Here is a 26,503-nt window from a genome sequence, read left to right as displayed (position 1 = left end):
CAAGGGAAAAGCATATGAAAGCTAACAAAATAACACGCGAAACAGTTCGTGAATTAGGCATGACTCAACGTAGTTTTCCTACCTTTGATGTTGGTGATACTGTTGCAGTTTCACAACATATTATTGAAGGTGACAAAAAGCGTTTACAAATATTTGAAGGTGACGTTATTGCTATACACAATAATGGCGTATCTTCAACCTTTACTATACGTAAAATAAGCACCAATTCTGTGGCGGTTGAAAGAATTTTCCCGTACTATTCACCAAAAATTGAATCTATCAAATTCGTTCGCTACGGCAGAGTGCGTCGCGCTAAATTATACTACATGAGAAATCGTGTTGGTAAAGCGGCTCGCGTTAAGGAAAGAGTAATGACTCGCGAACAACGTGAGCAAAAAGGCATGGCTAACGTTACTGCATCAGCAGCAAACAATCAAGCCGCTGTTTAAGCTCTAGAAATTTTATATAACGGGAGTTTCTGGCGTGTTTATACAGTATGGCATACTTATTATACTGATGAGTATACTATTGCCAGGTTGTGTAAAGACAAAAGAGGTCACTGTTAATCAACATAATCCATTCATGGATTATGTTGATTCTGTAGAACATTATAAAAAAGCGCCCTTTGATGATAACAAGGGGCGCTTTTCTGTTTCTGGATCAGATGGGGAATCTACTCTGTCGGACCATCAGTCATCAAGGCGACATCGCGAGCGAGTAGTTGATACGTTGCCTGTGTACCGAGAAGCAAAATTAGATGATATCCCTATTCCGTTATCAGCATTCTTACAATCATATGATCCAAAAAAATCATCGACGCTCGTCGATTCTATTATGCTTACCTATACCGTATTCCTTTCGCGTAATGATATTATGCTTTTCTATGATCGCGAAATGGAGCGTCTTGGTTGGCAAAAGCTTGCCTTTGTGAACGATGAGGAAGCATTGTTGCTTTTTAGTAAGCCTACCAAGGTCTGTTCTATTTCTTTACGGTCAAATTCTGATGAGCGTAAGGGTATCATCATGGTGATCATTACTGGTAAAAAAGAAATCGGCTACTCAAACGAATAACCGATTATATTGTCATTACAAGAGAAATCTTATGCGGCCTTGGTGCTGGTCGTTTCTTCTATCTCTACCGTTGTTTCGTTTGTTTTTTTCTGAGTATCTTTTTTTCGACATGCTTTTCTTGTTGAGACGCCTTTTTTTCTACGGTAATTTCCTTCAAACCAAAGTGGTGTATTTGTTATATAACTATTAGCACCATAACGTTGTTGAAACGTGTTTGCTGATAGATTACTTGCTGTGCATGTTGCAACAAGTATGGTTAAAAGCATAAGTATCCGTTTCATACTGCATCCTCCATCATATTGAATTTTAGCATAGTGTGATCACATATTTAATTTACTATGTGTAAAGAAAAGAATGCAATAAGGGAGAGAATATGATAAGAAATCTGGTGTGCTAGCAGCTTTTTTTAAATGAGATAGTGTATACGAAGGCGCATGTGTACAACGGCATACGCCTTCGTTGGTATGATAAGTGATTATTCTTGTGTTCTAACTTCGTTTGAATCTTTTTCAATAATTTCTTCTTGAGCGTCTTCAATGTCTTCTGCTTGTCCGAGATCTATAGAGTCGTCAAGAGTTGCTTCTTTTTTTTCTTCTACTTTTTCTTTAAGTTCTGTCTTGGTTTTTTTAGCCGGGATGCTTTTTTTGTCTTCTTTGCTTGGTTGTGTGGCTGGTTCTTCTGTTGGCTCGTCTGTATCATCAATTCTTACGGCGACTACTTCATCAGAATCATCTTCGTCTTCATTATCTGCATCGTAGCCAGAGTCATCAAAGTCATCATCGTAGCCATAATCTCTGTCTCGTTCCGCTGCTGCGGCCATTGCACCGACGCCTAAGCCAACACCGGCACCTATTGCTGCACCTCTACCGCCTCCAGCAAGACCACCTACCGTAGCGCCCAACAAACCTGTTCCAACTACTTGTCCAGCGGTTCTACCGCCATCGTCACGGCGACTATAATATATTCGTGCTTCGAGATTGTGTGGCGACAAGGTGCAGAGTATCATCCCCAAAAGTGTTAACAGGGTTAATTGTTTTTGCATAAGTAGAGTCTCCTTGTGTAGGGGGTTATGATACCTAGAGTTCTTCATAAAAATAGCACCAAGAAGCTAACATCTTGGTGCTATGATTTTACTCATACATAGTTCTTTGCGTGCAACGCAATAGTTTAAAAAGTTTATTAAGCACTTAACGGGATAATGACGTCGGCTAATTTGTTGATTTTTCCTGCACCTAATAAAAGAACGAGATCATTAGCTTCAAGAAGCGGTTCAAGTTGTGTGCGTATTATAGCGTAGTCTGATTCGTACGGTGCATAGGAGACGGTAAACTTTGGACTACGCAGTAAAATAGCTTTGACTAAATTTTGGCTGGTAATTTCTGGAATGGGGGCTTCACTGGCTGGATAAATGTCGGTGATGATTAAGTGGTCGATGTTACTTTGTACAAAAACATCGACGAAGTCATTCCATAATGCATAGGTTCTGGTGAAACGGTGTGGTTGGAATATGACCGTTAATTTCTTTTTAGTGCGTCGTTTTGCAACGAGAAGCGTGTTTAAAATCTCTTGAGGGTGGTGGCCGTAGTCATCAAAAAAGTCAGCGCCTTTAAATGAACCTTTAAAACAAAACCTACGTTCAATGCCTTTGAAATTTTGTAAAGCTTTGGTAGTAACATTAAATGGGACATCTAAATCGTTGGCGAGAGCTATTGCTGCTAAGGAATTGAGTATATTGTGTCGGCCGGGCATATTGAAAGTGACAACGCCGAGAATGTTTCCTTTGTGCCAGACGGTATAGGTTGAATGGTCGGGTTGCAAATCAATATCAGTTGCGTAGAAATCAGCATCAGTAGTGAGGCCGTACTTGATTGTTTTGACATGAGGAATCGGCAATAGCGATCGAACATTGGCATCATCAATGCATACAATTGCTTTTCCGTAAAAAGGAATATTATTGAGGAATCGTTTAAAGGTGTCCTTGATGTCATCAAGGTCGGTATATGTTTCCAAATGTTCTAAGTCGATATTGGTTACGATTGCCAGTGTTGCATTGAGATATAAAAATGAGCGATCGCTTTCATCTGCTTCAGCAACTAAAAAATCACCATTGCCAAATCGTGCATTATTAGAAATGTTCTTGAGATGGCCGCCAATGATGACGGTCGGATCGATATTTGCTTCAATTAAAATATGAGATATCAGGGATGTCGTGGTTGTTTTACCATGAGACCCGGTGATTGCTATGCCGTATTTTGTTCGCATTAATTCTGCAAGCATAACGGCTCGTGGTATGGTTGGGATGCCGCGTGCTTGAGCGGCAGTAATTTCTGTGTTGAGAGCTTTAATAGCGGATGAATATACTAGAATGTCTATGGCGCTATCATTACATGATGGCGTATTATTGCCATGATAAATGTGACAACCAAGATCTTTTAAATTTTTTACACTGGTTTGATCTAAATCAAGGTCGCATCCAGATATTTCATAGCCCTGGTATTTTAGAATCGTTGCGATACCGCTCATGCCAATGCCGCCAATACCAACAAAATGTATGTGTGCTTTTTTCTTATACATGAATAATTTTTCCTGTTCTACACCGCTAAAAATAATTGCGCTCTATACATTAAGTTTACTGGAGAATGACTGGTGTGCCAAATTTATTTATAGGCATGCAAGAGCCCTGTTGTACAACAGGGCTCTTATAAATATCTTTATAATAATTCACGTAATTTCATGAGTTGTTTTTGAAGTTCGGTAATTTGGTCTTGGAGGTTTTCTGATTCGTGTGCTGTGACATGCGATAGTTCGTTGTCAAATGTAGTTTTGTGCGAAGCTATAATAGAGGTGTTTGCAGATGGCACTGTTTTACTTTTTAACTGTTTTCGTGCTCCGGAGATAGTGAATCCTTTTTCATACAGGAGTTCTTTGATTTGCTTGAAGCGTTCAAGATCTTTTTCATCGTAAAAACGTTGGCCGCCATCGGATCGAGTGGCTTTCAAAATGAACTCTTTTTCCCAAAATCTAATGACAAAGCGTTCTACATTGAGAATCTTTGCTAATTCACCAATGCGGAATTTCCTTTTTTGCATTTTCATACTACTTCCTTTTTAGGGATTAAGGGTTGATGCTCTATACCATTTTTATTTCTTTATCTTAAGTGATACTTTATGTAAAAGCTACATTTGCTCCTGATTTTTTAATTTTCTCTAGCCTAATAAGGGTTTCTTTGTTATTCTAACTTCATTATTTGCCCGGGTGGCAGCATCTTTCTATCTGTATTTATTGTTATTTTGAGTAGTTTCCATAATCTCTTGTTTGAAGGGTTAAGTATATGAATTTTTTTGAACGTATGAATTTTAAAGATTTAGTGGTGCCTTTATCGCTTGCGCTATTAACAACATGGGGTCTTCATTATTTTTTCTTCTCTAAAAATAGCGAAGAAACAGGCATCCGTGCCGGTCAAAGTTTTGTAGCACCTAAAAATAAACAGGAATTAAAGCCGCTTAACACTGAGGTAGATTTTATCGATGTGCAGCGTCCAGGATTTGCTACACGCACTGAAGTTGAAACTCATGGCGCACGGCTTATTTTTTCTACTGATGGTGCATCATTGGAGAGCTTAGAATTCAAGCATTTAGCTGGTTGTCCTGCTTGTCCATTGTCCACCATTGAAGCGCCAGCTGAAGTTGATAAAGCTGCGCGTTGTTTTTTGGTTGCATTGGATCACGAGACACCTTACTACTACACATTAGTGAGTCGCCAAGATGTTGGCGATACGACAGAATTGCTTTATCAAGCAGATTTTCCTAAAGGTTCTATACAGAAAAAATATACGGTTCATAAAGATACTTACAAAATTGATTTAGAGATTAAGCTGGAACCACAAAATCCTGAAACAAGTAAGCTTGAACCTCGTATTTTCTTCTCATCACCTTTTGTGGCTCCTATTGAGCAGACAGATGTTGTTTCGGCTATTGTAAGTAACGAGAAAGGTTCTCTTGATAAAGTTGGTCGCGACCGTTTAACAGTTGGCCAGGGTTGGTTTTCACCACGTCTTTTTGGTACCGATGATCGTTATTTTGTTAATGCCTTAGTGGAGGATGCTCAAGGGTTTGTTCAACGAGCTTATTATAAATTTGCTGATAAAACTAAGTTGACCTCGATTCTTGAGGGACCAGCAGTTGGACTTAAAACTGAGACATGCTGTAATCAATGGAAATTATCATTCTATTTTGGTCCAAAAGAAAGTGCTGCTTTTGCTAAGGTTGATAACAGGCTAGAACAGACGTTGGATTATGCTGGATTCTTTGCTCCAATATCAAAGTTTTTACTTGCTGTCTTAAGAATGCTGTATAGCTACCTAAAAAATTATGGTTTTGCGATTATTGCCATGACCTTTTTAGTGAAGTTGGTCTTGTTGCCATTTTCCTATGGCGCAGAAGACAGCATGCAAAAACGAGCAGATTTCGACAAAAAACTACGTCATATTCAGCAAAAATATAAAAATGAACCTGATATGTTAGCGCAAGAGCGTGCAGCTTTGATTCAAAAGCACGGCATGCCCGGACTTTCTGGTTGTTTGCCATTGTTGTTGCAAGTGCCGATTTTTATTGCGTTGTCGCGAGTTCTTTCCAGTGCTATCGAGTTGTATCAAGCGCCATTCATAGGTTGGATTCACGATTTATCAGTAAGAGATCCATACTTTGTTTTACCTATTGTTACAGCATTGGGTATGATTTTTCAAACAGCACAAAAACCAGGCAACGATCCTAAGCAGCAATTATCAACGGTAGTTATGGCACTCGTTATTGGTGCAGTGACAGCGAATCTTGCGGCAGGATTAGCACTGTATATTTGTATGTTTACGTGGCTTGGTATTGCACAAACAAAATTACTGGCTAAGTTTAAAAGGTCATGATAGATAAACTGCCCACCTTAGTTCAGTTATTGAAAAATTTGCAGCAGGTTCCGTTTCTTGCTTCAAAGAATATTTATCGTGTGGCTTCGCATTTCTTGCACATGGATAACGCGCGGGCTGAACAGTTCTGCGCGATAATTTTGGAAGCAAAGAGAAAGCTGACGCAGTGTGTAACCTGTTTTTCTTGGCAAGAAAAGGATCGTGATTGTTTGTTTTGTGCTGCCATTAAACGCGATCAACGCGTTGTATGCGTGGTTGAAACATGGCAAGAGCTGCTTGCTATAGAAAAAACAGGAGGCTATAACGGCGTATTCCATGTTTTGGGTGGTGTTATTTGTCCTCTTGAAGGCGTGGGGCCAGAAGATTTAACTATTGTCCCATTAGTCAAGCGTGTTGATAGTGGTGTTACTGAAATTATTTTGGCACTCAATCAAACACCTGAAGGTGAGGCGACGGCCGCTTATATTGCGAGTAAATTAAAAGGCATGCCGGTTGTTATATCTTGCCTTGCTCGTGGGTTGCCGGTTGGTTCATCATTAGACGCAATGGATCGATTAACGGTGTATAAAGCATTGTCTGAGCGTCGACCATTTTAACATAAGATCTTGAGCTTCTCGTGCTACTGTTCTACAGTTCGTAGTATGAGAAGCTTTTTATGTTAAAGCGGGAGTCGGTAATGAACATTAAATATAGTTGTATATATGTAATGCTAGGATTGCTAGCGATAGATTGTAGGGGTATGACCATGACTTCAGGATTAGAACAAAAAAAACAACATGATTTTTCATTGAATGTGTTACGTAGAAAAGATTTAATAAGTGTTATTAAGCAGACGCATCCAGGTAAGGATGGCGTTATTGTGTTATTTGCTGGCTTTGAAAGTGAATATAGATCGTTTAGGCAGGAAAGTTCATTTTATTATTTGACTGGCATTACTGAGCCCGGTGTGGCATTGGTCGTTGATTTGCATGGCCAATCAACACTTTATATACCCAATTGTGCTGATGCTCGCTCACAGTGGATGTCAGCCTCTGTTGCTTTAACGCAAGCAAACGCAACGAATATTGGAATTAACACGGTCAGTACATTAGGCGGTTCATGCGTTGGGTATCAATTTCATCCCTTTTTCCCTCGTGCAGAATATGAAACATTGCTGGCCGATTTGAGTAAACTTATTGAGTCACAAAAAACTATTTTTACGTTATCACCTAACAATGCATATGGTTACGTTGAACAACGATTAGTATTGAAACGTTTAGAAGAGTTTTTGCCAGGATTATCTCAATCGATTGTTGATATATCTCCTTTGGTTGCAGAGCAGCGTCGCATTAAAGATATGCGAGAAATCGAATCATTGTACTCCGCAGTAGAAATTACCACTATGGCTCATGAGGCAGCAGCTCGAGCAATTGAACATGATGTTATGGAATGTGAAGTGCAAGCAACGTTGGAATATATTTTTACCGCAGCTGGTGCAACGCAGTCGTTCCCTAGTATTGTGGGAAGTGGTAAAAACAGTACGGTGCTGCATTATACGGTCAATAGCGCTACCATGAAAAATGGGGACTTGGTGGTTGTGGATATTGGTGCTGAATTTGGCCATTATGCTGCAGATTTGACACGTACCTATCCCGTATCAGGTAAATTTACCAAGCGCCAACGCGAAGTATACAATGTAGTGCTTGAGACACAAGAATATATCGCTGACATTGCAAAGCCGGGTTACTGGTTAAACAACAAAGATGTTCCTGAAAAATCATTAAATCATTTGGCTAAAGCATTTTTAGCCAAAAAAGGTTACGAAAAATATTTTATTCATGGCATTGGACACTATTTAGGTCTTGATGTTCATGATGTCGGTGATTATAAAAAACCTTTAGAAGTAGGCGATGTTTTCACCATCGAGCCGGGTATTTACATTCCTACTGAATCAATTGGTGTACGCATAGAGGACGATTATTGGGTCGTTAAAGACGGTGTTGTATGTCTAAGCGATCAATTGCCAAAAAAAGCCGAAGATATTGAGGCTTTAATGAGTCAGCGTGATGACGAAGATGAAGATGAAAAAAAACCAAAATCTGACATGGGTTACGATTTTAATTCAGATGATGATGAAGATGAATCATATGAGGCATAAGACTTCATAGACATTAGTAAAAAAATAAAACCGGCTTTGTGTACATTGTTTATACACAAAGCCGGTTTTTTATTATCAAGCGTTTAATCTTATGCGCCGAATTTATGAATACTAAAGATGCCGCCACCAAATGCGAGCAATCCAGCAGTTATCTTTGCTAGTCCGCATCTAAATGCGGTGGTACTTTTACTTTTTTGTTGATTGGTTTTCTCTGGCATTTTATAGCTGTCGATTGTTTGATGGAGGCCTTTGTAAAACATTACCATACCTGCACATGCTCCCAAGAATCCTAATCCCGTGAAGTAGGTACGTTTATTACTCACTGTTTGAACAAATTTTACGCTTGTTTCATTGGTAAGTTTTGAGAAAGATGTTTCTACTTTTGTGCTTGTTTCACTGGCAAGTCTTGAAAAACTTGTCTCTGCCTGAGTGACAGTTGTAGAAAGATTCTGTGTTGCATTATTAACAATGGTGGTTAGGTTGGTCGTCGCATTATTTACAACCTTATTTAAGCTTGTTTCTATTTGCTGTGCGGCTTTCTCAGAGTCGAATTTTGCAATAGTGAAGAAGTCCATGCCATGTGTTGGCATAAAGCTCAAGCAGAAAGCCGCGCTGAATAATAATATTCCATGTTTCTTAGATATATTCATAAATCCTCCATATATTTTATAGTAGTACATTACTTATACAGAATACAAGGGGAATTGGGCGGTGTCAAACGCTCTAAGGGTTTTCTATATGAATTATTTATTTTGATTTGAAGTGATTGACGATGGCATTGGTCTTCAGTATGGCCGTTAAGCCGGTGCCAACAAAGAGCACTCCCGTTCCAAAATGCCACCAAAACCTATTTTTGTTGTTTCTGCCTTCTACTGTTTGATTATTGCTCAAGCCGGCGTATTTTGTAGCCTTATGAAGGTTTTTTAGACCTAACAGGCAGCCCTGATAGCCAAGGCCCGCTATGGCAACGGATGGTGCTAGGCCATAAAGTGTTGTTGGGGCGTTATTAATGGTAGTTTGCAGGTTCGTTAGAGTTCCTTGCATGTCAGAGACAATGCCTCGTGTAGTTGCCATGTCTTGAGTGAATAATGCTAAATCTGCTGATAAAGGGTCAATTTTTTTCATGGCATCGCACGACAGGGTGCATAGCGCTAAAATCAAGGTTGCAGAATAAAGTGTCAGGCTAGGTGTGGTAGATTTCATGATTATTTTCTTTTATTAAGTATATGCATGCTGTAAAGCAATACAAAGCATAGCGTCATGCCAGATGCCAGTGGAACAAAAATTCTCCATATGAGTGAATATGGTGCGCATAATCCGCTCAGTAGAAATGCTAAGGCTGAGCCGACAATGGCTGGCACAATATACGGTAATTGAGTGCGGGTATGGTCAAGTGGGTAGCAGCCAGAACTTGTGGCAACCATAGCGGTTGTATCGGCGATTGGCGAAATGTGATTGCCGCAGACTGAACCGGAAAATACTGCTGCAATGACTGGTAATAGATACGTTAATTCTTCTGGGGTTGTTGGCAAGGGAATGCCGGTCAGTGCTGTAAGCATAGGAATAGCTATTGGGATGAGAATCATGGTGGTGCCCAATGATACGCCAAGCAATGTTGCGGTTACTGCAGAGAGAATAAAGAACATGAAAGGGAGTATTGGCAGATGTAAGACGCCTTGTAATAGAGTTGCCAAATACTGTCCAGTTGCCAAGTCAAAGCGCAAGAGTGAACTCAGGGTGTTGGCGAGCATTACCATGATTACCGCGCCAAGCATCATAACAATACCCTCTTTGGTGCATTGGAGGAGTGCTTTGGGGCTGGTAGTTTTTCGTAAAAATGCAAAAGTAATGGTGATTGTTAGGGTGATGAGACTAGCAATGAAAAGTACTAAAAACATATTGTTTACATGTTTAAATGCTTCTAAGGCTGTTCTGGTACCACCAAAAAGATGATAATCTCCTTGCCATAGGCAGCCTAAAAATACGGTGCTAATAAGGGTGATAATGGGTAATAAGAGATCGATAGCCGATCCATGTGAGGAGGCTTCAATGTTAAGTGTGTCGGTGATAGGTTGTTTGCCGCCAAATAAATTGTCGGTTGTAGATGCTATAGCTTCCTGCGTGTGCATAGGGCCGAATGAAATGCCGTAGTAGACAATAAACCATGCGGATGCAATGATCAAAAAAGAATAAAACATGTAGGGAATAGTCTGGAGATAGATAAATAATGGATCGCCAATAATTTTAGCGCCACTTGTTCCTTGTGGTGCTATGCCAGCTGAATCTAACGATGTTATGAGAATGCCAACCCAGCTAGAAATTGGCGCAAGTATAACCAGCGGTCCGGTCATAGCTCTGACCAAATAGGCTAATTTTACGCGTGGAATATGAAGGCGATCGGTGATGGGGCGCATAACATAGCCAACCGTGAGGCTGCTTAAATAGTCATCGATAAAAAGCGCGAGGGATATTAAGAGTGATGTTGTTTCTGCTGCGCGTTTGGAACGTAATCTTTTGGTGAGTATGTGGGCAAAGGCCAATGCGCCGCCGGTGTGGTTTAACAGTACAATGATAATGCTTATGATGAAAAGAAAAGCATATAAATAGAGATTGTCATAATCGCTTATGGTGCCTAATAGTCTGGTGCCAGCAATGTTAATGGTTTGCGGTAGGTTAAAATCGGCAGCTATGAACGCTCCGGTGGCAATGCCTATGGCAAGTGACCAATTAAGCGATCCGGTGATAAAAGTGCTGATGAGAACGATGCAGGTAGGGAGAAGAACAAGCCAACTCGTATGCATTTGAATCCTTATGTGTATGCTTATTGGTTTAATTTTACGATTTATTTAAACAAATATATCAAATGTTTTGCAACAGAAGAATAGAAAGATGTATTAAAATTTTTTATGTGCATTATGATATTCATTAATCAGTACTATTTTGCTTATTACTTGAGGTTTTTTGTCAATTATCTATTTGACCTATACTGATTTTTCATTTACATTTATCTATAAGTTTCCGTTCGTGCTTATTATATAAAAAATTCAAAAAGTAGTTTTAGATTCGAAAAGGTTTATTCATGGCGAAAAATGAAAAAAATAGCTTAGTTGTTGAAGAAACTAACACCAAAAACTTAGGTGTTAATATGAATACGGCTTTTTTCTTGAAGAAAGAAGCAAGACAACCTGAGTGGCATTTGATTGATGCTGAAGGTAAAGTATTAGGTCGTTTAGCTACTGAAATCGCTGATAGATTGCGTGGTAAAGACAAACCGTTTTATACACCGCATACCGATTCTGGCGATTATGTTGTCGTAATCAATGCAGAAAAAATTGTATTGACTGGTAAAAAGTGGACCGATAAAACCTATGACACGTATAGTGGCTGGATTGGCGGTTTAAAAACAGTTACTGCTGAACAAGTACGTGAAAAGCATCCAGAAAGAATTATTGAATTAGCGGTTAAAAGAATGTTGCCTAAAAATATTCTCAACCGTTATGTTATAAGAAAATTAAGAGTATACGCTGGTGATCAACATCGCCATATAGCGCAACTTACTAAGAAAGCGTAATATATCTTCTCGATGTATTATTAAAAGTTGATTTCAAAAAGAGAAGGCAAGCCTTAAAAAAGCTTGCCTTCTCTTTTGTGTTTCTATCTGGTAATCGTTGTTACTTGCTGATTCCTAAGAATTTGAGAACTGGCTCGATATAATGCCCTGCAATGCGCATGATATCTTGGCCAATGAGATAGATGGTAAGAAGCATGAATCCTATCCATGTTCCAATGAAAATATACTCTCGTATGCGATCGGGTATTGAACGTCCTATTATAGCTTCTATGGTATAAAATAGAATTTGGCCGCCATCAAGGATTGGCAATGGTATGAGATTCAGGATTGCCAAATTTATGCTGATAATAGCCAAGAAAATTAGGAAAATTTTAAAGCCCTGGGATGCTGTGTGCATGGAAGCGGAAAAGATCATCACAGGACCTTGTAGGCCAGTGGTGTCGCATGAAGTAAACAGATACTTAAATGCATAAAGAGTATCAAGCAGAATGGTATTGGCTAATGCGAGTCCTTCTTTGATCGATGTGAGGAGTGACTTGCCTGGTAGTGGAATATAGGTGAATTCAGCGCCTAGGAACCCTACGGTCTCCCCTAAGCACGTGCGCGAGCCGATGATGATCGTTACCTCTTCGTGTTTGCCCTCACGCTCTACGGTGATCTTTGCTTGTTTTTCGGCCATGGGCTTGGTGAGGTCGAGTAGTTTTGCTGTGTCATTATTAATAGTTTGGCCGTCAAGTGCTACAATAGTGTCGCCAACACGCAAGCCGGCCTTTTGAGCTGAAGAATTGGGGCCAAAGGCTTTAATAGTTGGAATGGCGTTGGTAGGGTGGAGCATGCGTGTAGCTGGCATTCCGGTTAGAAAAAGCAGTATGAAAATGATATAGGCCAAAATAACGTTAAAACTTATGCCGCCAACCATGACAAGCAGCTTTTGGTAGTAGGGTCGTGCGCTAAACGATAGTGAATCATGTTCTTTCCCCTCTGGGCTACCTAAGTCAACATAGCCACCTAATGGTATTGCTGATAAGGCAAAATCGGTGCCGCCTATTTTTTTATGGATAAGGCGTGGTCCAAATCCTATAGAAAATGATTGAACGCGCATACCAAACATCTTCGCGAACAAAAAGTGCCCTAGTTCATGAAAAGCGATGATAAATCCTATTCCTGCAAGGCTGACTGCAATTAATAAAATATTCGAGACTGTTGATTGGATCATATAATGACTCCTTGTGGCTTAGTGCATTGATTATTATTTTTTTATTTCTGTTTGCTAGTGTACCCGTAAAGGTGCGGTAATAGCAAATTGTAGCTGTGACGTTGGGGGGGGGCTTTTCTTTTATTTGCACTCGACGAGAAAATTGTGTATTTGTAGTGAATGAGTGGTGGGCGTGGGAGAGTGTTATGAGTGGCGAGAAATGGCGTTTTTAAGCAGCCATAGAAGATCTTTTCTTTCATTTTACTTGAAAAAATATACAAAAAGGGTAAAATATTAATAACTTTTGTACGTTTTTTTCTTTCATTTTGTAGAAAAATTGCGATTTTTTTTAAGTTTTTTAAGGTTTAATGTATATCACTTTTATAAAGGTAGGGCTTTTGTACTATGCCTACAATTAATCAATTATGTCGATTTGGCAGAGAAAAGGTAAAATATAAATCAAAGAGTCCAGCGCTTAAGGGTGCTCCACAAGCTCGTGGTGTGTGTACTCGTGTATTTACTATGACACCTAAAAAACCAAACTCAGCATTGCGTAAAGTTGCTCGTGTGAAGCTTTCTACTGGTATTGAAGTCACCGCTTATATCGGTGGCGAAGGTCATAACTTGCAGGAGCACTCTGTGGTCTTGGTTCGTGGTGGCAAGGTAAAGGATTTGCCTGGTGTTAAGTACCATGTTGTTCGTGGTGCATTGGATTGTTCTGGCGTTGAAGGCAGAAAGCAATCACGTTCATTGTATGGTGCAAAACTAGAAAAAAAATAATTTAAACAAGGATTAATGTATGCCTAGGCATAAAAAATCAGAATACAGAAGAGAAATTGGTATCGATCCGCGTTATGGATCACAACTAATACAAAAATTTGTTAATGTTGTGATGGAATGTGGTAAGAAAAGCATTGCATACAACATTGTATACGATGCTATTGATGTTTTAATTAGCAAATCAAAAGGCGATAAAGAAAAAGCCTTGGCTTTGTTTAATAAAGCTTTTGAGCAAGTGACTCCTATTATTGAAGTTCGCCCCCGCCGTGTTGGTGGTAGTGTTTATCAAATTCCTATGGAAGTGAATCCGTACAGAGCTCGAGCGCTTGCTATGCGTTGGCTTCTTGCTGCTGCTCGCACACGTTCCGATAAGACTATGGGAAAAAGACTGGCTCATGAGATGCTAGATGCTTATGAAGGTCGTGGCGCTGCAATTAAGAAAAAAACTGACGTGCATAAAATGGCAGAATCAAATCGTGCATTCTCACATTTTGCTTGGTAATTAAGGATGATCAATGAGTAGTTATTCTTTAGATAAATATATAAATATTGGTATTGCGGCGCACATTGATGCGGGTAAAACCACTGTCACTGAGCGTATACTTTTTTATACTGGTGTTTCTCATAAGATTGGTGAGGTTCATGAAGGAGAAACCGTCATGGACTGGATGGAGCAAGAGCGTGAGCGTGGTATTACCATAACTTCTGCTGCTACTACTTGTTTTTGGAAGGATTACCAAGTAAATATTATTGATACTCCGGGACACGTTGATTTCACCATTGAAGTTGGTCGATCCTTGCGCGTTTTAGATGGCGCTATCAGTGTTTTTTGTGGTGTAGCTGGTGTTCAACCTCAATCAGAAACGGTATGGAAGCAAGCCAACAGATATAAGGTTCCTCGTATCATTTTTGTTAATAAACTTGATCGTGTTGGAGCTGATTTCTCTAAGGTTGTTGCCGATGTTAATGAGAAGTTGCGTGCTAATGCTGTTGCGATGCAAATGCAAGTTGGTTTTTCAGAAAACTTCACGAGCATCATTGATTTGCTAACTCGCAAAATGGCTACTTTTGAAGGTGACATGGGTCTTGATATCGTATGGCATGATGTGCCAGAAGAACATAAAGATCGCGTCGAAGAATTGCGTAATAAAATTGTCGAAGCAGCTTGTGATTTTAACGATGATATGGCTGATAGATATTTGAATGGTGAAGAGATTTCCATTCCAGAAATTAAACTTGCATTGCGCAAGGGTGTTTTGCATAGAAAAGTTACGCCAGCGTTTTGTGGATCTGCGTTTAAAAACAAGGGTGTTCAATTAGCGTTGGATGGTGTTATTGATTATTTACCATCTCCTATGGATGTTCCTGCTGTCATGGGTGTTAATCCTAAGACTGGGCAAGAAGTTGAGTGTCCTGCGGATATTAAGGCGCCGTTTGCTGCATTGGTATTTAAACTTTGGACAGATCCGTTTGTTGGTGTTTTGAACTTCGTGCGTGTGTATTCTGGCGAATTAAAGGCTGGATCATATGTATATAACGTTCGTACGCGTACCAAAGAACGTGTGAGTCGTTTAGTTAAGATGCATGCAAATAAACGCGAAGAAATTGATTCGGTTCATGCCGGAGATATTGCGGCGGTGATTGGTATTAGGGATGCGATGACGGGTGATAGTTTGTGTGATGAGGGTCACTTGGTGTTGCTCGAGTCAATCGATATTCCGGCGCCAGTTATTTCGACTTCTGTTGAACCTAAAAATAAAGCTGATTATGAAAAGATGGGCCTTGCATTGAGAAAAATGATGCAAGAAGATCCATCATTCAGATTTACTTACAATGATGAGACTGGGCAAACAGAAATTTCAGGTATGGGTGAGTTGCATCTTGAAATTATTGTGGATCGTTTACGCAGAGAGCATAAATTGGATCTTACGCAAGGTAAGTTGCAAGTTGCTTATAAGGAAACTATTCAGCAACCAGTTGAGACTGAAGGTAAATTTATCAAACAATCTGGTGGACGTGGTCAATTTGGTCATGTTTGGATGAAGTTTGAGCCGCTTGAACGAGGCAAGGGAATTGAGTTCGTCGATAAAGTAGTCGGTGGTTCTATCCCGAGAGAATTTATCCCAGCAGTTGAAAAAGGTTTCATGGAAGCTGTAACTACGGGTATCCTAGGTGGTTATCCGGTTGTTGATCTTCGTGCTACCTTGGTTGATGGCTCATATCATGATGTTGACTCTTCTGAAATTGCATTTAAGTTCGCTGCGTCACTTGCATTTAAATCTGCAATGGCAAAGGGATCGGCAGTTTTATTAGAACCAATTATGAAAGTTGAAGTTGATATGCCAGACGAATGTCTTGGTGATGTCATGGGTGACTTGAGCTCACGCAGAGGTAGAATTTTGGGTACTGATTCCAAGTTCGATAAGCAAGTTGTGTTAGCTGAAGTTCCATTAGGAGAAATGTTTGGTTATTCAACAGTGCTTCGTTCGATGAGTAAAGGTCGCGCGAGTTATTCTATGGAATTTGAGTGTTATCGCGAAGTTCCAAAGAACGTACAAGAAGCAATTGTTGCAAAAAAGTAGTGATTGAAAACGGCAATTTAAGATAATAATTATGTTACGTATTTGTTAGGAGACTCACGATGGCAAGAGATATATTTGAGCGTAAAAAGCCCCATCTTAATATAGGAACGATTGGGCACGTTGATCATGGTAAAACAACATTGACTGCTGCTATTACCAAATTCCTAGCAGAAAAAGGTTTTGCAAAAGCAAGAGCTTTTGATGAAATTGATGCTGCTCCTGAAGAAAAAGCGCGTGGTATTACTATTTCAACATCACATGTTGAGTACGAAACCGATAAGCGTCACTATGCACATATCGATTGTCCTGGTCACGCTGACTATGTTAAAAACATGATCACCGGTGCAGCACAAATGGATGGCGCAATCTTGGTTGTTTCTGCAGCTGACGGTGCTATGCCTCAAACAAGAGAGCATATCGTTTTAGCTAAGAACGTTAACGTTCCTTCTTTAGTTGTTTTCCTCAACAAAGTTGACATGGTTGATGACCCTGAAATGGTTGACATGGTAGAAGAAGAAATCAGAGATCTTTTAAAGAAGTATGATTTCCCTGGAGACACAATTCCTGTTATTCGCGGCGCAGCTGTAAAAGCATTGCAAGGCGATAAGGGTGATCTAGGTTACGGCGCTATTGCAAAGTTGATGGATGCGGTTGATACCTTTATTCCTGAACCACTTCGTGAAGTTGATAAACCATTCTTGATGCCTATTGAATCAGTATTCTCAATTTCAGGCCGCGGTACTTTTTGTACGGGTAGAATTGAAGCTGGTAAAGTTAAAGTAGGCGAAGAAGTAGAACTTATTGGTTTTGGTAAAAAAGAAAAAACTACCGTAACTGGCGTTGAAATGTTCAGAAAGAGCTTGCCTGATGGTCAAGCTGGCGACAACGTAGGTATTTTACTTCGTGGTACCAAGAAAGAAGATATTGAACGTGGTATGGTTCTTGCTAAGCCAGGAACAATTACTCCTCATAAAAAGTTCAAATGTAAAGTGTACATTCTGAGTATTGATGAAGGTGGTCGTCATAGTCCATTCTTTACCGGTTACAGACCGCAATTTTATTTCAGAACAACTGACGTTACTGGTGTTGTAACCTTACCTGCTGGCCGTGAAATGGTTATGCCAGGTGATAACGTAGATCTTACTGTTGAATTAATTGCTCTAGTTGCTATGGACAAGGATTTACGTTTCGCTATCCGTGAAGGTGGCAGAACTGTTGGATCCGGTGTTGTTACAGAAATTATCGAATAGGTTAATTGATGAAGAAACAAAGGATTCGTTTAACATTACGATCATACGATCATCGATTGCTTGATAAAGCAGTTAAACAAATAGTTTTGACAGCAAAAAGAACAGGGTCCCAGCTTATGGGCCCTGTTCCAATGCCGAATAAAAATCGTTGTTTTACCGTATTGAGATCGCCACATATTGATAAGAAATCAAGAGAACAATTTGAACTCACAACGCACAGACGTATTTTAGATATTATTGCGCCCTCTGATAAGACTATGGATGCACTGATGAAACTAAATATTTCTTCTGGTGTTGATGTGGAAATTAAATAGTGCGAGGAAGGGTCATTCAATGACACAAGAATTTTGGGGTAAGAAAATAGGGATGACCCAGTTGTTTGTTGGGGATAAAGTTGTTCCTGTCACAGCAATAGATGTTTCTTTTTGGGTAGTTACCCAATTAAAAACTCAAGAGCGTGATGGTTATAATGCCATTCAAATAGGGTTGCCAAGAGATCGTTATGCAGGCCAACCATTTTCAGACGATTGGCTGAAGAAATCAAAAAAACATTTCCTTTTTGTTAAGGAAGTGAAAGTGGCAGAAATTCCAGCAGATCTTACTGTTGGCAAGCCTGCTGATTTTTATGCTCAATTAACTGAGGGTGATTCAGTAAACGTGACCGGAATAACTAAAGGTTGTGGGTTTGCTGGTGCGGTAAGACGTCATGGTTTTGCTGGCGGTGCAGCAAGTCATGGTTCCACCATGGGTAAAAACCCTGGATCAATTGGTTTCATGAGATCTCGCGGCAGGGTTATTAAAGGAAAAAAATTGCCTGGTCATATGGGCGTTTTACAAAAGATGATGAGAAAGCTTGATGTTGTTAAAGTTGAACGCGATCGCCACATTGTGTTGGTAAAAGGTTCAATTCCTGGCAAGTCAGGATCTTTGGTCTTTGTGAAGAAAGCGTAGGAAGAACATGGCGAAACAAAAAGTAACAAAAACAACGCAAGCAACGAGCAACAGCGCACTAAAGCATGATACGCTTTCTGTCAAAGAAGCTGGTTTGCCGGCAACAAACGAAAGAGCGTCCCAAGTAGGTTTTTCTATATGGGTTCGCGCTCTATTACAAAACTGGCGCCAAGGAACTGTTGGATGTAAAGATCGTTCCGAAGTTGCATTCTCCAATAAAAAACCTTGGAAACAAAAGGGAACTGGTCGAGCACGTGCTGGATCAGCTCGTTCTCCTTTGTGGCGTAAGGGTGGCGTTTGTTTTGGTCCACAACCACGTGTAAGAACATTAAAAGTTACCAAGAGTCTGAAGAAGAACGTATTGAGTGATATCGCTTTTAATCAGTTAAATGCTGGTCGTGTTGCATATCTCGATTGGACTTTGTCTGACAATAGGCCTCAAACAAATCTAGCATATACTTTATTGAAAAATGCTGGATTAGTTGATGGCAAAGTAACGGTGTTCATGCCAGTTGGCGATCTGCTTACGTATTCATCGTTTGCTAATATTTCAAACGTAAGAATTTTATTTTATGATCAAGCAAATGCGTTTGATTTGGTACAAGGCACTCGTTGGGTAGTCTTTAAAAGAGATCTAGACCACTTTAAAGGAATGGTTGGCAAATGGATTTAACAATCTATGATGTAATTGTAGGGCCAGTGATTACCGAAAAATCGTACGATTTAAACAAAAAACTTAAAAAACTTGTTTTAAGGATTCATCCACACGCGAATAAACCGCTTGTTAAGGAAGCTTTAGAAAAACTTTTTGATGTTAAAGTTGAAAGCGTTAACATTTCGGTACGCAAAGGCAAATTTAAAAAAGCTGGAAAACGCATTGTACAGGGAACTTTACAAAAAAAGGCGTTTATTACTTTAGCAGAGGGATATTCTCTTGATCTGCTAGACCAATCTGGCAAAGTTGTTGTATCTCAAGAGAATAAATCAAGAAGTCCAAAAGATACTTTGGCAAAGTGATTAAGGGTAAACAATGACAATAATCAGTAGAAGGCCGCGAAACCCATCTTTGCGTTTTCAAACTTTTCTTGATACAAGTGACCTGACAAAGAAGAAGCCAGAAAGAGGCCTTGTAGTTGGGTTGTTAAGAAAAAGCGGCGGAAGAAACGCATATGGTCGCACAACGGTAAGATACCGTGGCGGTGGCGCACCGCAAAAATATCGCATCGTTGATTTTAAACGGAGCGATCGTGACGTTTTAGGAACAATAACTGCAGTTGAGTACGATCCTAATCGTAATACACGTATTGCTTTAGTTGTTTATCAAAACGGCGCTAAAAAATATATCTTGATGCCAGAAGGCTTACACGTTGGCAATACCGTTATTGCGAGCAAGAGTGCTGAAGCAAAGCCAGGTAACTGTTTACCATTAAGTAGTATACCATCAGGTTTTATGGTACATAATATTGAAATTACTCCTGGATCAGGCGGTAAATTTGCTCGTAGTGCAGGAACGTCAGCGCAATTGGTTGCTAAAAGTGGCGATCACGTGACTCTAAAAATGCCTTCAGGTGAAATTCGTTTGGTACTCGGCGCTTGCTGGGCAACTGTTGGCGAACTTGGTAATGCTGACTATAAAAACATCAGCTGGGGTAAAGCTGGTCGCACACGTCACCGTGGGTTTAGACCTCACGTTCGTGGTATGGCTATGAACCCTGTTGATCACCCACATGGTGGTGGTGAAGGTCGTTCAAAATCTGGTTCTCACCCGATGACGCCATGGGGTAAAGGATGTAAGGGTACAAGAACACGAGTTCGTGTAAATCCATTAATCCTGAAACGCCGCAAAAAATAGATAAGTTGTTCATTGTTGAATGAGGTACATGACGTATGACAAGATCGGCAAAAAAAGGACCTTATGTACAGCCATCATTGCTGGATAAGGTAAATAAGGTTAAGGATAGTAGTAAGCGCGAGGCCATTAAAACATGGTCACGTAGAAGTATGGTTACGCCAGAATTTGTTGGCCTAACCTTTGCAGTGCATAATGGTAAAAAGTTTGTCTCTGTCTTTATAACTGAAAATATGGTTGGACACCGTTTGGGTGAGTTTTCTCCTACCAGAACATTTAGACTTCACAGTGGTCAAAGACAAACTGGAGCTTCTGCATCTTCAAAAGATGAATAATAGTTGATAAATATGTTAGTCAAGGTTGCCACGTTGCAGTATTTGATGTAAAATTTAAATGATTACATCAATTTTGGGATGCATTCTTGAGTTATAACTTGAGGTTTTAAGTACATGCAAGAAGAAAAAAAATATGTGGCTATAGCTAGATACATTCGTATCTCTCCGTATAAATTGAGGCCAATTGCCGATGTGATACGCGGGAAGAATGTTCAGTACGCCTTGAATTGGCTTGCTACCTGTGCTTTGAAGAAGGTAGAGCCTATTCATAAGGTTTTAAAGTCAGCTGCAGCTAATGCGTTACAATTAGGAAAAGTTGAAGCGGCTCAACTTACTGTTAAGGAAATTCGCATTGATCAGGGGCCTATAATTCGTTATTTTAAGCCAGGCGCCATGGGTCGTGCTAATATTCAAAGAAAACGGTTGAGTCACATGAGTGTTATTGTTGAACCTGTTGCTAATAAGAAAGAGGCATAACGGTGGGTCAAAAAGTTCATCCAATTGGATTTAGATTAGGTGTTTATCGTGATTGGGACGCGCGTTGGTTTGCACGAAATTCATACGGCAAGCAAGCGTTAGAAGATTTGGAAATCAGAAGATTTCTAGATACTTCTTTAGAAAAGGCAGAAATCTCTCGTATTGAGATTGAAAAAGCTGGCGACAATGTGCGCATTGTTGTTCACTCTGCTCGTCCTGGTGCTGTTATAGGTAAAAGAGGTCAAGAAATAGATTTCTTGCGTAATCAACTCATTGCTAAGATCAAAAAGAGCAATGTGGAAATTTCAGTACAAGAAATCAAGACCCCTGAATTAGACGCTATAATCGTTGCCAAAAACATTGCTGACCAATTGGAAAAAAGAGGCAGCTATAAAAAGGCTATGAAAAAAGCTGCTCTTTCTGCAATGAAAGCTGGCGCAAAAGGGATTAAAATTTGTTGTGCTGGTCGTTTGAATGGCGCGGAAATAGCTCGAACCGAATGGACTCGTGTTGGTTCTGTACCTTTACATACCTTGCGAGCTGACATTGATTATGGTCTTGCAGAAGCGTACACGACATATGGCAAAATAGGAATCAAGGTTTGGATTTGCAGGGGCGAATACCAACAAATCTAACTATTGCATGAAAGAATAAAATTATGTTGATGCCGAAAAAGACAAAATATAGAAAAGTTCAAAAAGGTAACCTTCGGGGTAGATCCAAAGGTGCTCGTACTATTCATTTTGGTGAATACGGTCTCCAAGCGATGGAGCCATCTCGGTTGACCGCTCAACAAATCGAAGCGATGCGGGTTACTGTTTCTCGTAGTTTAAAAAAAGTTGGCACGTTCTTTTTACGTGTTTTCCCGGATAAACCTGTTACAAAAAAACCAGCCGAAACTCGTATGGGTAAAGGTAAGGGTAATCCAGAGCTATGGGTATCAGTAGTTAAGCGTGGTAGAGTTGTTTGTGAAGTCGCTGGATTAAGTGAAGTGGATGCACGTAAAGTGTTACGTTCTGCTGCATATAAGCTTCCTATGAAAACGAAGATTATTAAAAAAGATCAAGAAGTGCAATTTTAACAATGGTAGCTTTTTATGAAAATGACTAAGGTCAAAGAAGAAATGAAACAACTCAATGCTCAAGAGCTTCAGGAGAAGCTTGATGCATTCAGACGAGATCTTTTTGGGTTGCGATTGAATGCTTCTACTGCGCATGTTAAAGATTATTCTCAATTTAAAAAAATTAGAAAAAACATTGCTCAAGTTTCGACGTATTTACGTCAAGCGTAGCAATAAATAGCGATTATTAAGTAAGGCGTAAAGGTTATGGTACATATGGAAAAAAAAGAACAAACACAGAAACGGGTGTTTGTAGGTGAGGTCTTATCAGACAAAATGGATAAAACCATTGTTGTTGAAATAGTGAGGACCTATACGCATCCTGTTTTTCACAAAACGATGCATAAAGTTAAAAAATATAAAGTTCATGATGAAAATGGGCAAGCCAATGTTGGTGATATCGTTGAATTTTATGAAGGTCGTCCAGTTTCTAAAACTAAGTATATGTACCTAGCCCGTGTTGTGCAGGCACGTGCCGTTAATCAGTAGAAGGTAAACTGTTATGATCCAAAAAGAATCCTATTTAGAGGTAGCCGATAATTCTGGCGCTAAAGAGATACAATGCTTTCATATTATTGGCAGTACGCGTAAAAGATTTGCTTATCTCGGTGATAAGATTATATGCGCTGTCAAGAAAGCAATTCCAGGGGGCATGGTAAAAAAAGGTGATATTGTAACTGCTGTAATAGTGAGAACAAAAAAAGCTTATCGTCGTGATGATGGTAGTTATATTCGCTTTGGCGATAATGCTGCTGTGATCATTAAAGATGATGAGTTGATTGGCTCACGTATTTTTGGTCCTATCGCTCGTGAATTGCGAGCAAAGGGATATGTCAAATTAGTTTCTTTAGCACCGGAAGTTTTGTAAGAGGATATTATGGTAGCGCGTGTTAAAAAAAATGACAGAGTAATGGTCTTGGCAGGAAAAGATAAAGATAAAACCGGTACTGTCATTGCATTGTCCTTTAAACATGACAAAGTAATGGTGAAGGATATCGCTATTGTTACGCGACACGTTAAGGCGCGTAAACAAGGGGAAGCTTCTAGTATTAAAAAAGAAGAAAGTTTCATAGCTTTATCTAATGTTATGCCAGTGTGTAGCTCATGTAAAAATGCTTGTCGTGTTAATACTAAGGTTTTAGAAGACGGCAAGAGAGTTCGCACGTGCAATAATTGTAAAGAAATATTTTAAGTTAGCAGGTTTTGGTTAAGGATAAGAATGGAAAAAGCGCGGCTTGAAGAATTGTATAACAAGGAACTCCGTTCTCAGCTACAGCAAACGCTTGGTTTGAGCAACTGTATGGAAATTCCTAAAGTTAGCAAAATTGTTCTTAATGTTGGCGTCAGAGATGCTGTTGCGGATAATAAAGTTTTGCAAAAAGTGATGACGGTTGTTGCTAAAATTGCTGGGCAAGCTCCAGTAAAAACATTGGCAAAGAAATCTATAGCGGGCTTTAAGCTACGTGAAGGCATGCCTATAGGTGTTAAGGTTACTTTAAGAAAAAAAAGAATGTATGAATTTTTGGATAAGCTTATATCTTTAGCTTTACCTAAAGTACGTGATTTTCAAGGGGTTCCATCGAAATTTGATGGTCGAGGCTCTTATAATTTAGGTGTTAAAGAGTGGATTATCTTTCCAGAAATTGATTATGAAGTAACTGATAAGCTCTATGGTATGAACATTACTATTCAAACCACAGCGAAAAATGATCAACAAGGTTATGAGTTGCTGAAGAGTTTTGGAATGCCGTTTCGTAAAGCATAAATGTTAGTTAGCTGAGGAATACAATGGCAAAAAAGTCATTAATTGTAAAAGCAAATAAGGTTCCCAAGTTTGCGGTTAGACAAAAGAATCGTTGTAAGCTTTGTGGACGACCAAGAGCTTACATGGGATTGTTTATGATGTGTCGTATTTGTTTTAGAAAAAATGCTTTAGAAGGATTACTTCCTGGTGTTAAGAAGACCAGCTGGTAAAATTTTTATAATGGAAGGACTATAATGTCAATAGACTCTATTGGAAATTTTTTAACGATTATTAGAAACGGATTGTTAGTTTCTAAGCCTTTTGTTCTTGCGCCTTATGCAAAAATGCGTGATGCAATTGCGCAAATTTTAAAAGAAGAAGGTTTTATTCGTGATTTTGTTGTCGAAACTGATGAAGCTGGTAAAAAATCAATAAAAGTATTATTCAAATATGTTGATGGTGAATCAGTTATTCATGAAATTACACGTATCAGTAAGCCTAGCCGCCGTTTTTATACTGGTGCAAGCACCATTAAGCCGGTTATTAGTGGATTAGGTCTTTCTATCCTTACAACAAGTAAGGGAGTTATATCTCATAAGACGGCAGAATCATTGAGTGTTGGCGGCGAAGTTATTTGTACTGTCTGGTAAGAGGTATTTAGTATGTCTAAGATTGGTAGAAAACCTATAGATATTGGCGATGTCAAGGTAGAAGTAAAAGGACAAGAAATACATTATGTCGGCAAAAAAGTTTCTGGCGTACATGTGTTGCCAGTTGAACTAGTTGCAGAGTTAAATGGTAAAAAACTTGTTATTACTGCTGCTCAAGATGTCAAAGGTGCGCATACAGCGCAACGTGAAGTCAACCGTGTTTGGGGACTTAACAGAGCGCTACTTTTTAATAAAATCAAAGGTTCAGATGTTCCTTTTGAAAAAGAGATGCGTATTAATGGATTAGGCTTCAAGGCTGCAGTATCAGGTCAAAATGTTGTCTTTACTCTAGGGTTTAGCCATAAAATTGATTTTGAGTTGCCAAAAGAAGTGACGTTGGAAGTTGATAAAACCGGTCAAAAACTTATTTTCAGATCATCTGATAAGTTTTTGGTTGGGCATGTATGCAGCAAGGTGAGAGCACTGCGACCACCTGAGCCATATAAGGGCACTGGCGTTAAGCTAGCAAACGAGGTAATTGCTCGTAAAGCTGGTAAGACTAAGTCTGCATAATTGCAATGATTGTTATGATTTTTTAGTGAGGTATAGACTGTGAGTTTTGAGAAAAAACAAAAAGCAAGAATAAAGCGTAGAGTGCTTCGTGTTAGAAGTACCTTGAAGCAAAATATTTTGGTACCAAAGGTTTCAGTATTTAGAAGTTTAAAGCATATTTATGCTCAAATCGTTGACATGACTTTAGGCAAGACTGTTGCAAGTTGTTCATCATTAGAGCTTGATGCAACTGGTAGCAAAAAAGAAATTGCGCGTTCAGTTGGTCTTGAGCTTGCAAAACGTGCAAAAGATCAAGGAATTAGCACTGTCATATTTGATAGAGGTAGATACCTGTATCATGGAAGAGTTCAAGAACTCTCTGATGGTTTGCGTGAAGGCGGATTAAAAGTTTAGTAAGATACATAATCTAAGACAGGATTACTGAAATGGCAGAGAGGAAAGACAACAATTTCATCGATACAGTGGTGAGTGTTAATCGTGTTACCAAAGTAACTAAAGGTGGTAAACGGTTCTCATTTTCAGCCCTTGTTGTATCTGGTGACAAAGAAGGTCAAGTTGGTATTGCAATTGGAAAAAGCCGCGAAGTTTCTTTAGCTATTGCTAAAGCGACTAATAAGGCTCGTAAACATTTAATTACTATTCCTTTGCGTGGCACTACAATCCCTTACGATGTTTTGGGCCAACATGGCGCAAGCAAAGTAATGATTAGAGCCGCAGCTAAGGGTACTGGCGTTATTGCTGGTGGCGCTATGCGTGCGATTATGGAAGCGATTGGCATTAAGGATATTCTTGCTAAATCTTTAGGTTCTTCCAACCGTCAGAACGTTGCAAAAGCAACGTTAAATGCGCTTGCAAAATTACGTCTTGCAAGTGTGCTAGCTCATCAAAGAGGAACAACAGTAAAAGAGATGATTGGATCAAAAAATGTTGCAGCTTAATAATTTAAGTCCATTAGTTAAAAAAAGAAAAAGAGTTGGCCGTGGTGGTAAACTTGGTGGCACTTCTGGTAAGGGTCACAAAGGTCAAAAAGCACGTTCAGGTGGTTATGTTAGAATCGGATTTGAAGGTGGCCAAATGCCACTTTTCAGACGTTTGCCAAAACGTGGTTTTAACAATTTCAATTTCAAAGACAACTTTGTCATTGTTAATCTAGAACAAATTGAAAATGGTTTTGATGCTGGTGCCATAGTAAATAAAGAAGCTTTGGTAGAAAAAGGTATCATTAAAGCTCACAAGGGCAAAAAAGGTTTGATGTTGAAAGTTTTGGGGCATGGGGAACTTTCTAAGAAATTAACAATTC

At 39.4% G+C, this 26,503-nt stretch carries 37 protein-coding genes and 1 pseudogene; 30 read left to right on the top strand and 8 right to left on the bottom strand.

Going from position 1 to position 26,503, the window contains the following annotated elements; all coding sequences use genetic code 11:
* Window positions 1-59 precede the first annotated feature (59 nt).
* Both rplS and NTX86_03045 read left to right on the top strand, forming a co-directional pair.
* Window positions 60-449: a 50S ribosomal protein L19 gene (gene rplS / locus NTX86_03050; protein MCX5922279.1), complete on the top strand. Its 390-nt coding sequence runs from the start codon at window positions 60-62 to the stop codon at window positions 447-449.
* A gap of 34 nt (window positions 450-483) precedes the next feature.
* Window positions 484-1,071 carry a hypothetical protein gene (locus NTX86_03045; protein ID MCX5922278.1) on the top strand — a complete coding sequence of 196 codons (588 nt, stop codon included), beginning with the start codon at window positions 484-486 and terminating at the stop codon, window positions 1,069-1,071.
* Window positions 1,072-1,100: 29 nt separating this feature from the next.
* Here NTX86_03045 and NTX86_03040 read toward each other — a convergent pair whose 3' ends face one another.
* From NTX86_03040 to NTX86_03025, 4 genes are all read right to left on the bottom strand, one after another.
* A complete protein-coding gene (locus tag NTX86_03040; protein MCX5922277.1) occupies window positions 1,101-1,352 on the bottom strand; it encodes a hypothetical protein in 252 nt (83 codons plus the stop codon).
* A 194-nt stretch (window positions 1,353-1,546) separates the two neighbouring features.
* On the bottom strand, window positions 1,547-2,113 hold the full coding sequence (locus NTX86_03035; protein MCX5922276.1) for a hypothetical protein: 567 nt from the start codon (window positions 2,111-2,113) through the stop codon (window positions 1,547-1,549).
* A 137-nt stretch (window positions 2,114-2,250) separates the two neighbouring features.
* Window positions 2,251-3,645, bottom strand: coding sequence for a UDP-N-acetylmuramate--L-alanine ligase (gene murC, locus NTX86_03030; GenBank protein ID MCX5922275.1), 1,395 nt, complete (start codon window positions 3,643-3,645; stop codon window positions 2,251-2,253).
* Between the two features lie 137 nt (window positions 3,646-3,782).
* The gene (locus NTX86_03025; protein ID MCX5922274.1) at window positions 3,783-4,166 is read right to left on the bottom strand and encodes a MerR family transcriptional regulator; all 384 of its coding nucleotides are present in this window, start codon (window positions 4,164-4,166) and stop codon (window positions 3,783-3,785) included.
* A gap of 236 nt (window positions 4,167-4,402) precedes the next feature.
* Here NTX86_03025 and yidC point away from each other — a divergent pair, with 236 nt between their 5' ends.
* From yidC to NTX86_03010, 3 genes are all read left to right on the top strand, one after another.
* On the top strand, window positions 4,403-5,989 hold the full coding sequence (gene yidC, locus NTX86_03020; GenBank protein ID MCX5922273.1) for a membrane protein insertase YidC: 1,587 nt from the start codon (window positions 4,403-4,405) through the stop codon (window positions 5,987-5,989).
* Window positions 5,986-6,585 (top strand): recombination mediator RecR, encoded by a 600-nt coding sequence (gene recR, locus NTX86_03015; GenBank protein MCX5922272.1) that lies wholly within the window; start codon window positions 5,986-5,988, stop codon window positions 6,583-6,585. Before yidC ends, recR begins: the two co-directional genes overlap by 4 nt.
* 149 nt (window positions 6,586-6,734) lie before the next feature.
* Entirely contained in the window at window positions 6,735-8,126 is a 1,392-nt protein-coding gene (locus NTX86_03010; protein ID MCX5922271.1) for an aminopeptidase P N-terminal domain-containing protein, read from the top strand.
* 89 nt (window positions 8,127-8,215) lie between these two features.
* Here the strand turns inward: NTX86_03010 and NTX86_03005 are convergent, their stop codons facing one another.
* From NTX86_03005 to NTX86_02995, 3 genes are all read right to left on the bottom strand, one after another.
* Window positions 8,216-8,776, bottom strand: a complete 561-nt coding sequence (locus tag NTX86_03005; protein ID MCX5922270.1) for a hypothetical protein — start codon at window positions 8,774-8,776, stop codon at window positions 8,216-8,218.
* Between the two features lie 97 nt (window positions 8,777-8,873).
* A complete protein-coding gene (locus NTX86_03000) occupies window positions 8,874-9,329 on the bottom strand; it encodes a hypothetical protein (GenBank protein MCX5922269.1) in 456 nt (151 codons plus the stop codon).
* A 2-nt stretch (window positions 9,330-9,331) separates the two neighbouring features.
* The gene (locus tag NTX86_02995; GenBank protein MCX5922268.1) at window positions 9,332-10,927 is read right to left on the bottom strand and encodes a hypothetical protein; all 1,596 of its coding nucleotides are present in this window, start codon (window positions 10,925-10,927) and stop codon (window positions 9,332-9,334) included.
* A gap of 344 nt (window positions 10,928-11,271) precedes the next feature.
* Here NTX86_02995 and rplM point away from each other — a divergent pair, with 344 nt between their 5' ends.
* Entirely contained in the window at window positions 11,272-11,697 is a 426-nt protein-coding gene (gene rplM, locus NTX86_02990; GenBank protein ID MCX5922267.1) for a 50S ribosomal protein L13, read from the top strand.
* A gap of 100 nt (window positions 11,698-11,797) precedes the next feature.
* Here rplM and NTX86_02985 read toward each other — a convergent pair whose 3' ends face one another.
* On the bottom strand, window positions 11,798-12,913 hold the full coding sequence (locus tag NTX86_02985) for a M50 family metallopeptidase (GenBank protein ID MCX5922266.1): 1,116 nt from the start codon (window positions 12,911-12,913) through the stop codon (window positions 11,798-11,800).
* Window positions 12,914-13,297: 384 nt separating this feature from the next.
* Between NTX86_02985 and rpsL the strand changes: the two genes are divergently transcribed.
* The 24 genes and pseudogenes from rpsL to rplO all read left to right on the top strand — a co-directional run.
* Window positions 13,298-13,672, top strand: a complete 375-nt coding sequence (gene rpsL / locus NTX86_02980) for a 30S ribosomal protein S12 (GenBank protein ID MCX5922265.1) — start codon at window positions 13,298-13,300, stop codon at window positions 13,670-13,672.
* A gap of 19 nt (window positions 13,673-13,691) precedes the next feature.
* Entirely contained in the window at window positions 13,692-14,174 is a 483-nt protein-coding gene (rpsG, locus tag NTX86_02975) for a 30S ribosomal protein S7 (GenBank protein ID MCX5922264.1), read from the top strand.
* A 13-nt stretch (window positions 14,175-14,187) separates the two neighbouring features.
* Window positions 14,188-16,254 (top strand): elongation factor G, encoded by a 2,067-nt coding sequence (gene fusA / locus NTX86_02970; protein MCX5922263.1) that lies wholly within the window; start codon window positions 14,188-14,190, stop codon window positions 16,252-16,254.
* Between the two features lie 59 nt (window positions 16,255-16,313).
* Window positions 16,314-17,504 (top strand): elongation factor Tu, encoded by a 1,191-nt coding sequence (tuf, locus tag NTX86_02965; GenBank protein MCX5922262.1) that lies wholly within the window; start codon window positions 16,314-16,316, stop codon window positions 17,502-17,504.
* Window positions 17,505-17,512: 8 nt separating this feature from the next.
* Window positions 17,513-17,818 carry a 30S ribosomal protein S10 gene (gene rpsJ / locus NTX86_02960; GenBank protein MCX5922261.1) on the top strand — a complete coding sequence of 102 codons (306 nt, stop codon included), beginning with the start codon at window positions 17,513-17,515 and terminating at the stop codon, window positions 17,816-17,818.
* Window positions 17,819-17,837: 19 nt separating this feature from the next.
* On the top strand, window positions 17,838-18,455 hold the full coding sequence (gene rplC / locus NTX86_02955; GenBank protein ID MCX5922260.1) for a 50S ribosomal protein L3: 618 nt from the start codon (window positions 17,838-17,840) through the stop codon (window positions 18,453-18,455).
* A gap of 7 nt (window positions 18,456-18,462) precedes the next feature.
* On the top strand, window positions 18,463-19,128 hold the full coding sequence (gene rplD / locus NTX86_02950; protein ID MCX5922259.1) for a 50S ribosomal protein L4: 666 nt from the start codon (window positions 18,463-18,465) through the stop codon (window positions 19,126-19,128).
* Window positions 19,119-19,397 (top strand): annotated as a pseudogene (gene rplW / locus NTX86_02945) (50S ribosomal protein L23). The gene rplD and the pseudogene rplW overlap by 10 nt, the downstream one beginning before the upstream one ends.
* An 88-nt stretch (window positions 19,398-19,485) precedes the next feature.
* The gene (gene rplB, locus NTX86_02940; GenBank protein ID MCX5922258.1) at window positions 19,486-20,307 is read left to right on the top strand and encodes a 50S ribosomal protein L2; all 822 of its coding nucleotides are present in this window, start codon (window positions 19,486-19,488) and stop codon (window positions 20,305-20,307) included.
* Window positions 20,308-20,342: 35 nt separating this feature from the next.
* Window positions 20,343-20,639: a 30S ribosomal protein S19 gene (gene rpsS / locus NTX86_02935; protein ID MCX5922257.1), complete on the top strand. Its 297-nt coding sequence runs from the start codon at window positions 20,343-20,345 to the stop codon at window positions 20,637-20,639.
* A 114-nt stretch (window positions 20,640-20,753) separates the two neighbouring features.
* The gene (gene rplV, locus NTX86_02930) at window positions 20,754-21,116 is read left to right on the top strand and encodes a 50S ribosomal protein L22 (GenBank protein ID MCX5922256.1); all 363 of its coding nucleotides are present in this window, start codon (window positions 20,754-20,756) and stop codon (window positions 21,114-21,116) included.
* Between the two features lie 2 nt (window positions 21,117-21,118).
* A complete protein-coding gene (gene rpsC, locus NTX86_02925) occupies window positions 21,119-21,751 on the top strand; it encodes a 30S ribosomal protein S3 (protein MCX5922255.1) in 633 nt (210 codons plus the stop codon).
* A 23-nt stretch (window positions 21,752-21,774) separates the two neighbouring features.
* Window positions 21,775-22,197 (top strand): 50S ribosomal protein L16, encoded by a 423-nt coding sequence (rplP, locus tag NTX86_02920; protein ID MCX5922254.1) that lies wholly within the window; start codon window positions 21,775-21,777, stop codon window positions 22,195-22,197.
* A gap of 15 nt (window positions 22,198-22,212) precedes the next feature.
* Window positions 22,213-22,407: a 50S ribosomal protein L29 gene (gene rpmC / locus NTX86_02915; protein MCX5922253.1), complete on the top strand. Its 195-nt coding sequence runs from the start codon at window positions 22,213-22,215 to the stop codon at window positions 22,405-22,407.
* Between the two features lie 45 nt (window positions 22,408-22,452).
* Complete coding sequence (rpsQ, locus tag NTX86_02910; GenBank protein MCX5922252.1) at window positions 22,453-22,725, top strand: 30S ribosomal protein S17; 273 nt, start codon at window positions 22,453-22,455, stop codon at window positions 22,723-22,725.
* 13 nt (window positions 22,726-22,738) lie between these two features.
* Entirely contained in the window at window positions 22,739-23,104 is a 366-nt protein-coding gene (rplN, locus tag NTX86_02905; GenBank protein ID MCX5922251.1) for a 50S ribosomal protein L14, read from the top strand.
* A gap of 9 nt (window positions 23,105-23,113) precedes the next feature.
* Window positions 23,114-23,428 (top strand): 50S ribosomal protein L24, encoded by a 315-nt coding sequence (gene rplX / locus NTX86_02900; protein MCX5922250.1) that lies wholly within the window; start codon window positions 23,114-23,116, stop codon window positions 23,426-23,428.
* Window positions 23,429-23,455: 27 nt separating this feature from the next.
* The gene (rplE, locus tag NTX86_02895; GenBank protein ID MCX5922249.1) at window positions 23,456-24,001 is read left to right on the top strand and encodes a 50S ribosomal protein L5; all 546 of its coding nucleotides are present in this window, start codon (window positions 23,456-23,458) and stop codon (window positions 23,999-24,001) included.
* A gap of 23 nt (window positions 24,002-24,024) precedes the next feature.
* Window positions 24,025-24,210 (top strand): type Z 30S ribosomal protein S14, encoded by a 186-nt coding sequence (locus NTX86_02890; GenBank protein MCX5922248.1) that lies wholly within the window; start codon window positions 24,025-24,027, stop codon window positions 24,208-24,210.
* Window positions 24,211-24,234: 24 nt separating this feature from the next.
* A complete protein-coding gene (gene rpsH / locus NTX86_02885) occupies window positions 24,235-24,630 on the top strand; it encodes a 30S ribosomal protein S8 (protein ID MCX5922247.1) in 396 nt (131 codons plus the stop codon).
* 12 nt (window positions 24,631-24,642) lie between these two features.
* Window positions 24,643-25,203, top strand: coding sequence for a 50S ribosomal protein L6 (rplF, locus tag NTX86_02880; protein MCX5922246.1), 561 nt, complete (start codon window positions 24,643-24,645; stop codon window positions 25,201-25,203).
* Between the two features lie 39 nt (window positions 25,204-25,242).
* Window positions 25,243-25,596, top strand: a complete 354-nt coding sequence (rplR, locus tag NTX86_02875) for a 50S ribosomal protein L18 (GenBank protein MCX5922245.1) — start codon at window positions 25,243-25,245, stop codon at window positions 25,594-25,596.
* 32 nt (window positions 25,597-25,628) lie between these two features.
* The gene (gene rpsE / locus NTX86_02870) at window positions 25,629-26,141 is read left to right on the top strand and encodes a 30S ribosomal protein S5 (GenBank protein MCX5922244.1); all 513 of its coding nucleotides are present in this window, start codon (window positions 25,629-25,631) and stop codon (window positions 26,139-26,141) included.
* The coding region (rplO, locus tag NTX86_02865) for a 50S ribosomal protein L15 (protein ID MCX5922243.1) at window positions 26,131-26,503 on the top strand (373 nt) is incomplete at its 3' end. The genes rpsE and rplO, both read left to right, overlap by 11 nt.

It is taken from the genome of Candidatus Dependentiae bacterium (assembly GCA_026389015.1).
Classification (GTDB): Bacteria; Babelota; Babeliae; order Babelales; family Vermiphilaceae; genus JAPLIR01.
This window is presented reverse-complemented; position numbering and strand designations above follow the sequence as displayed.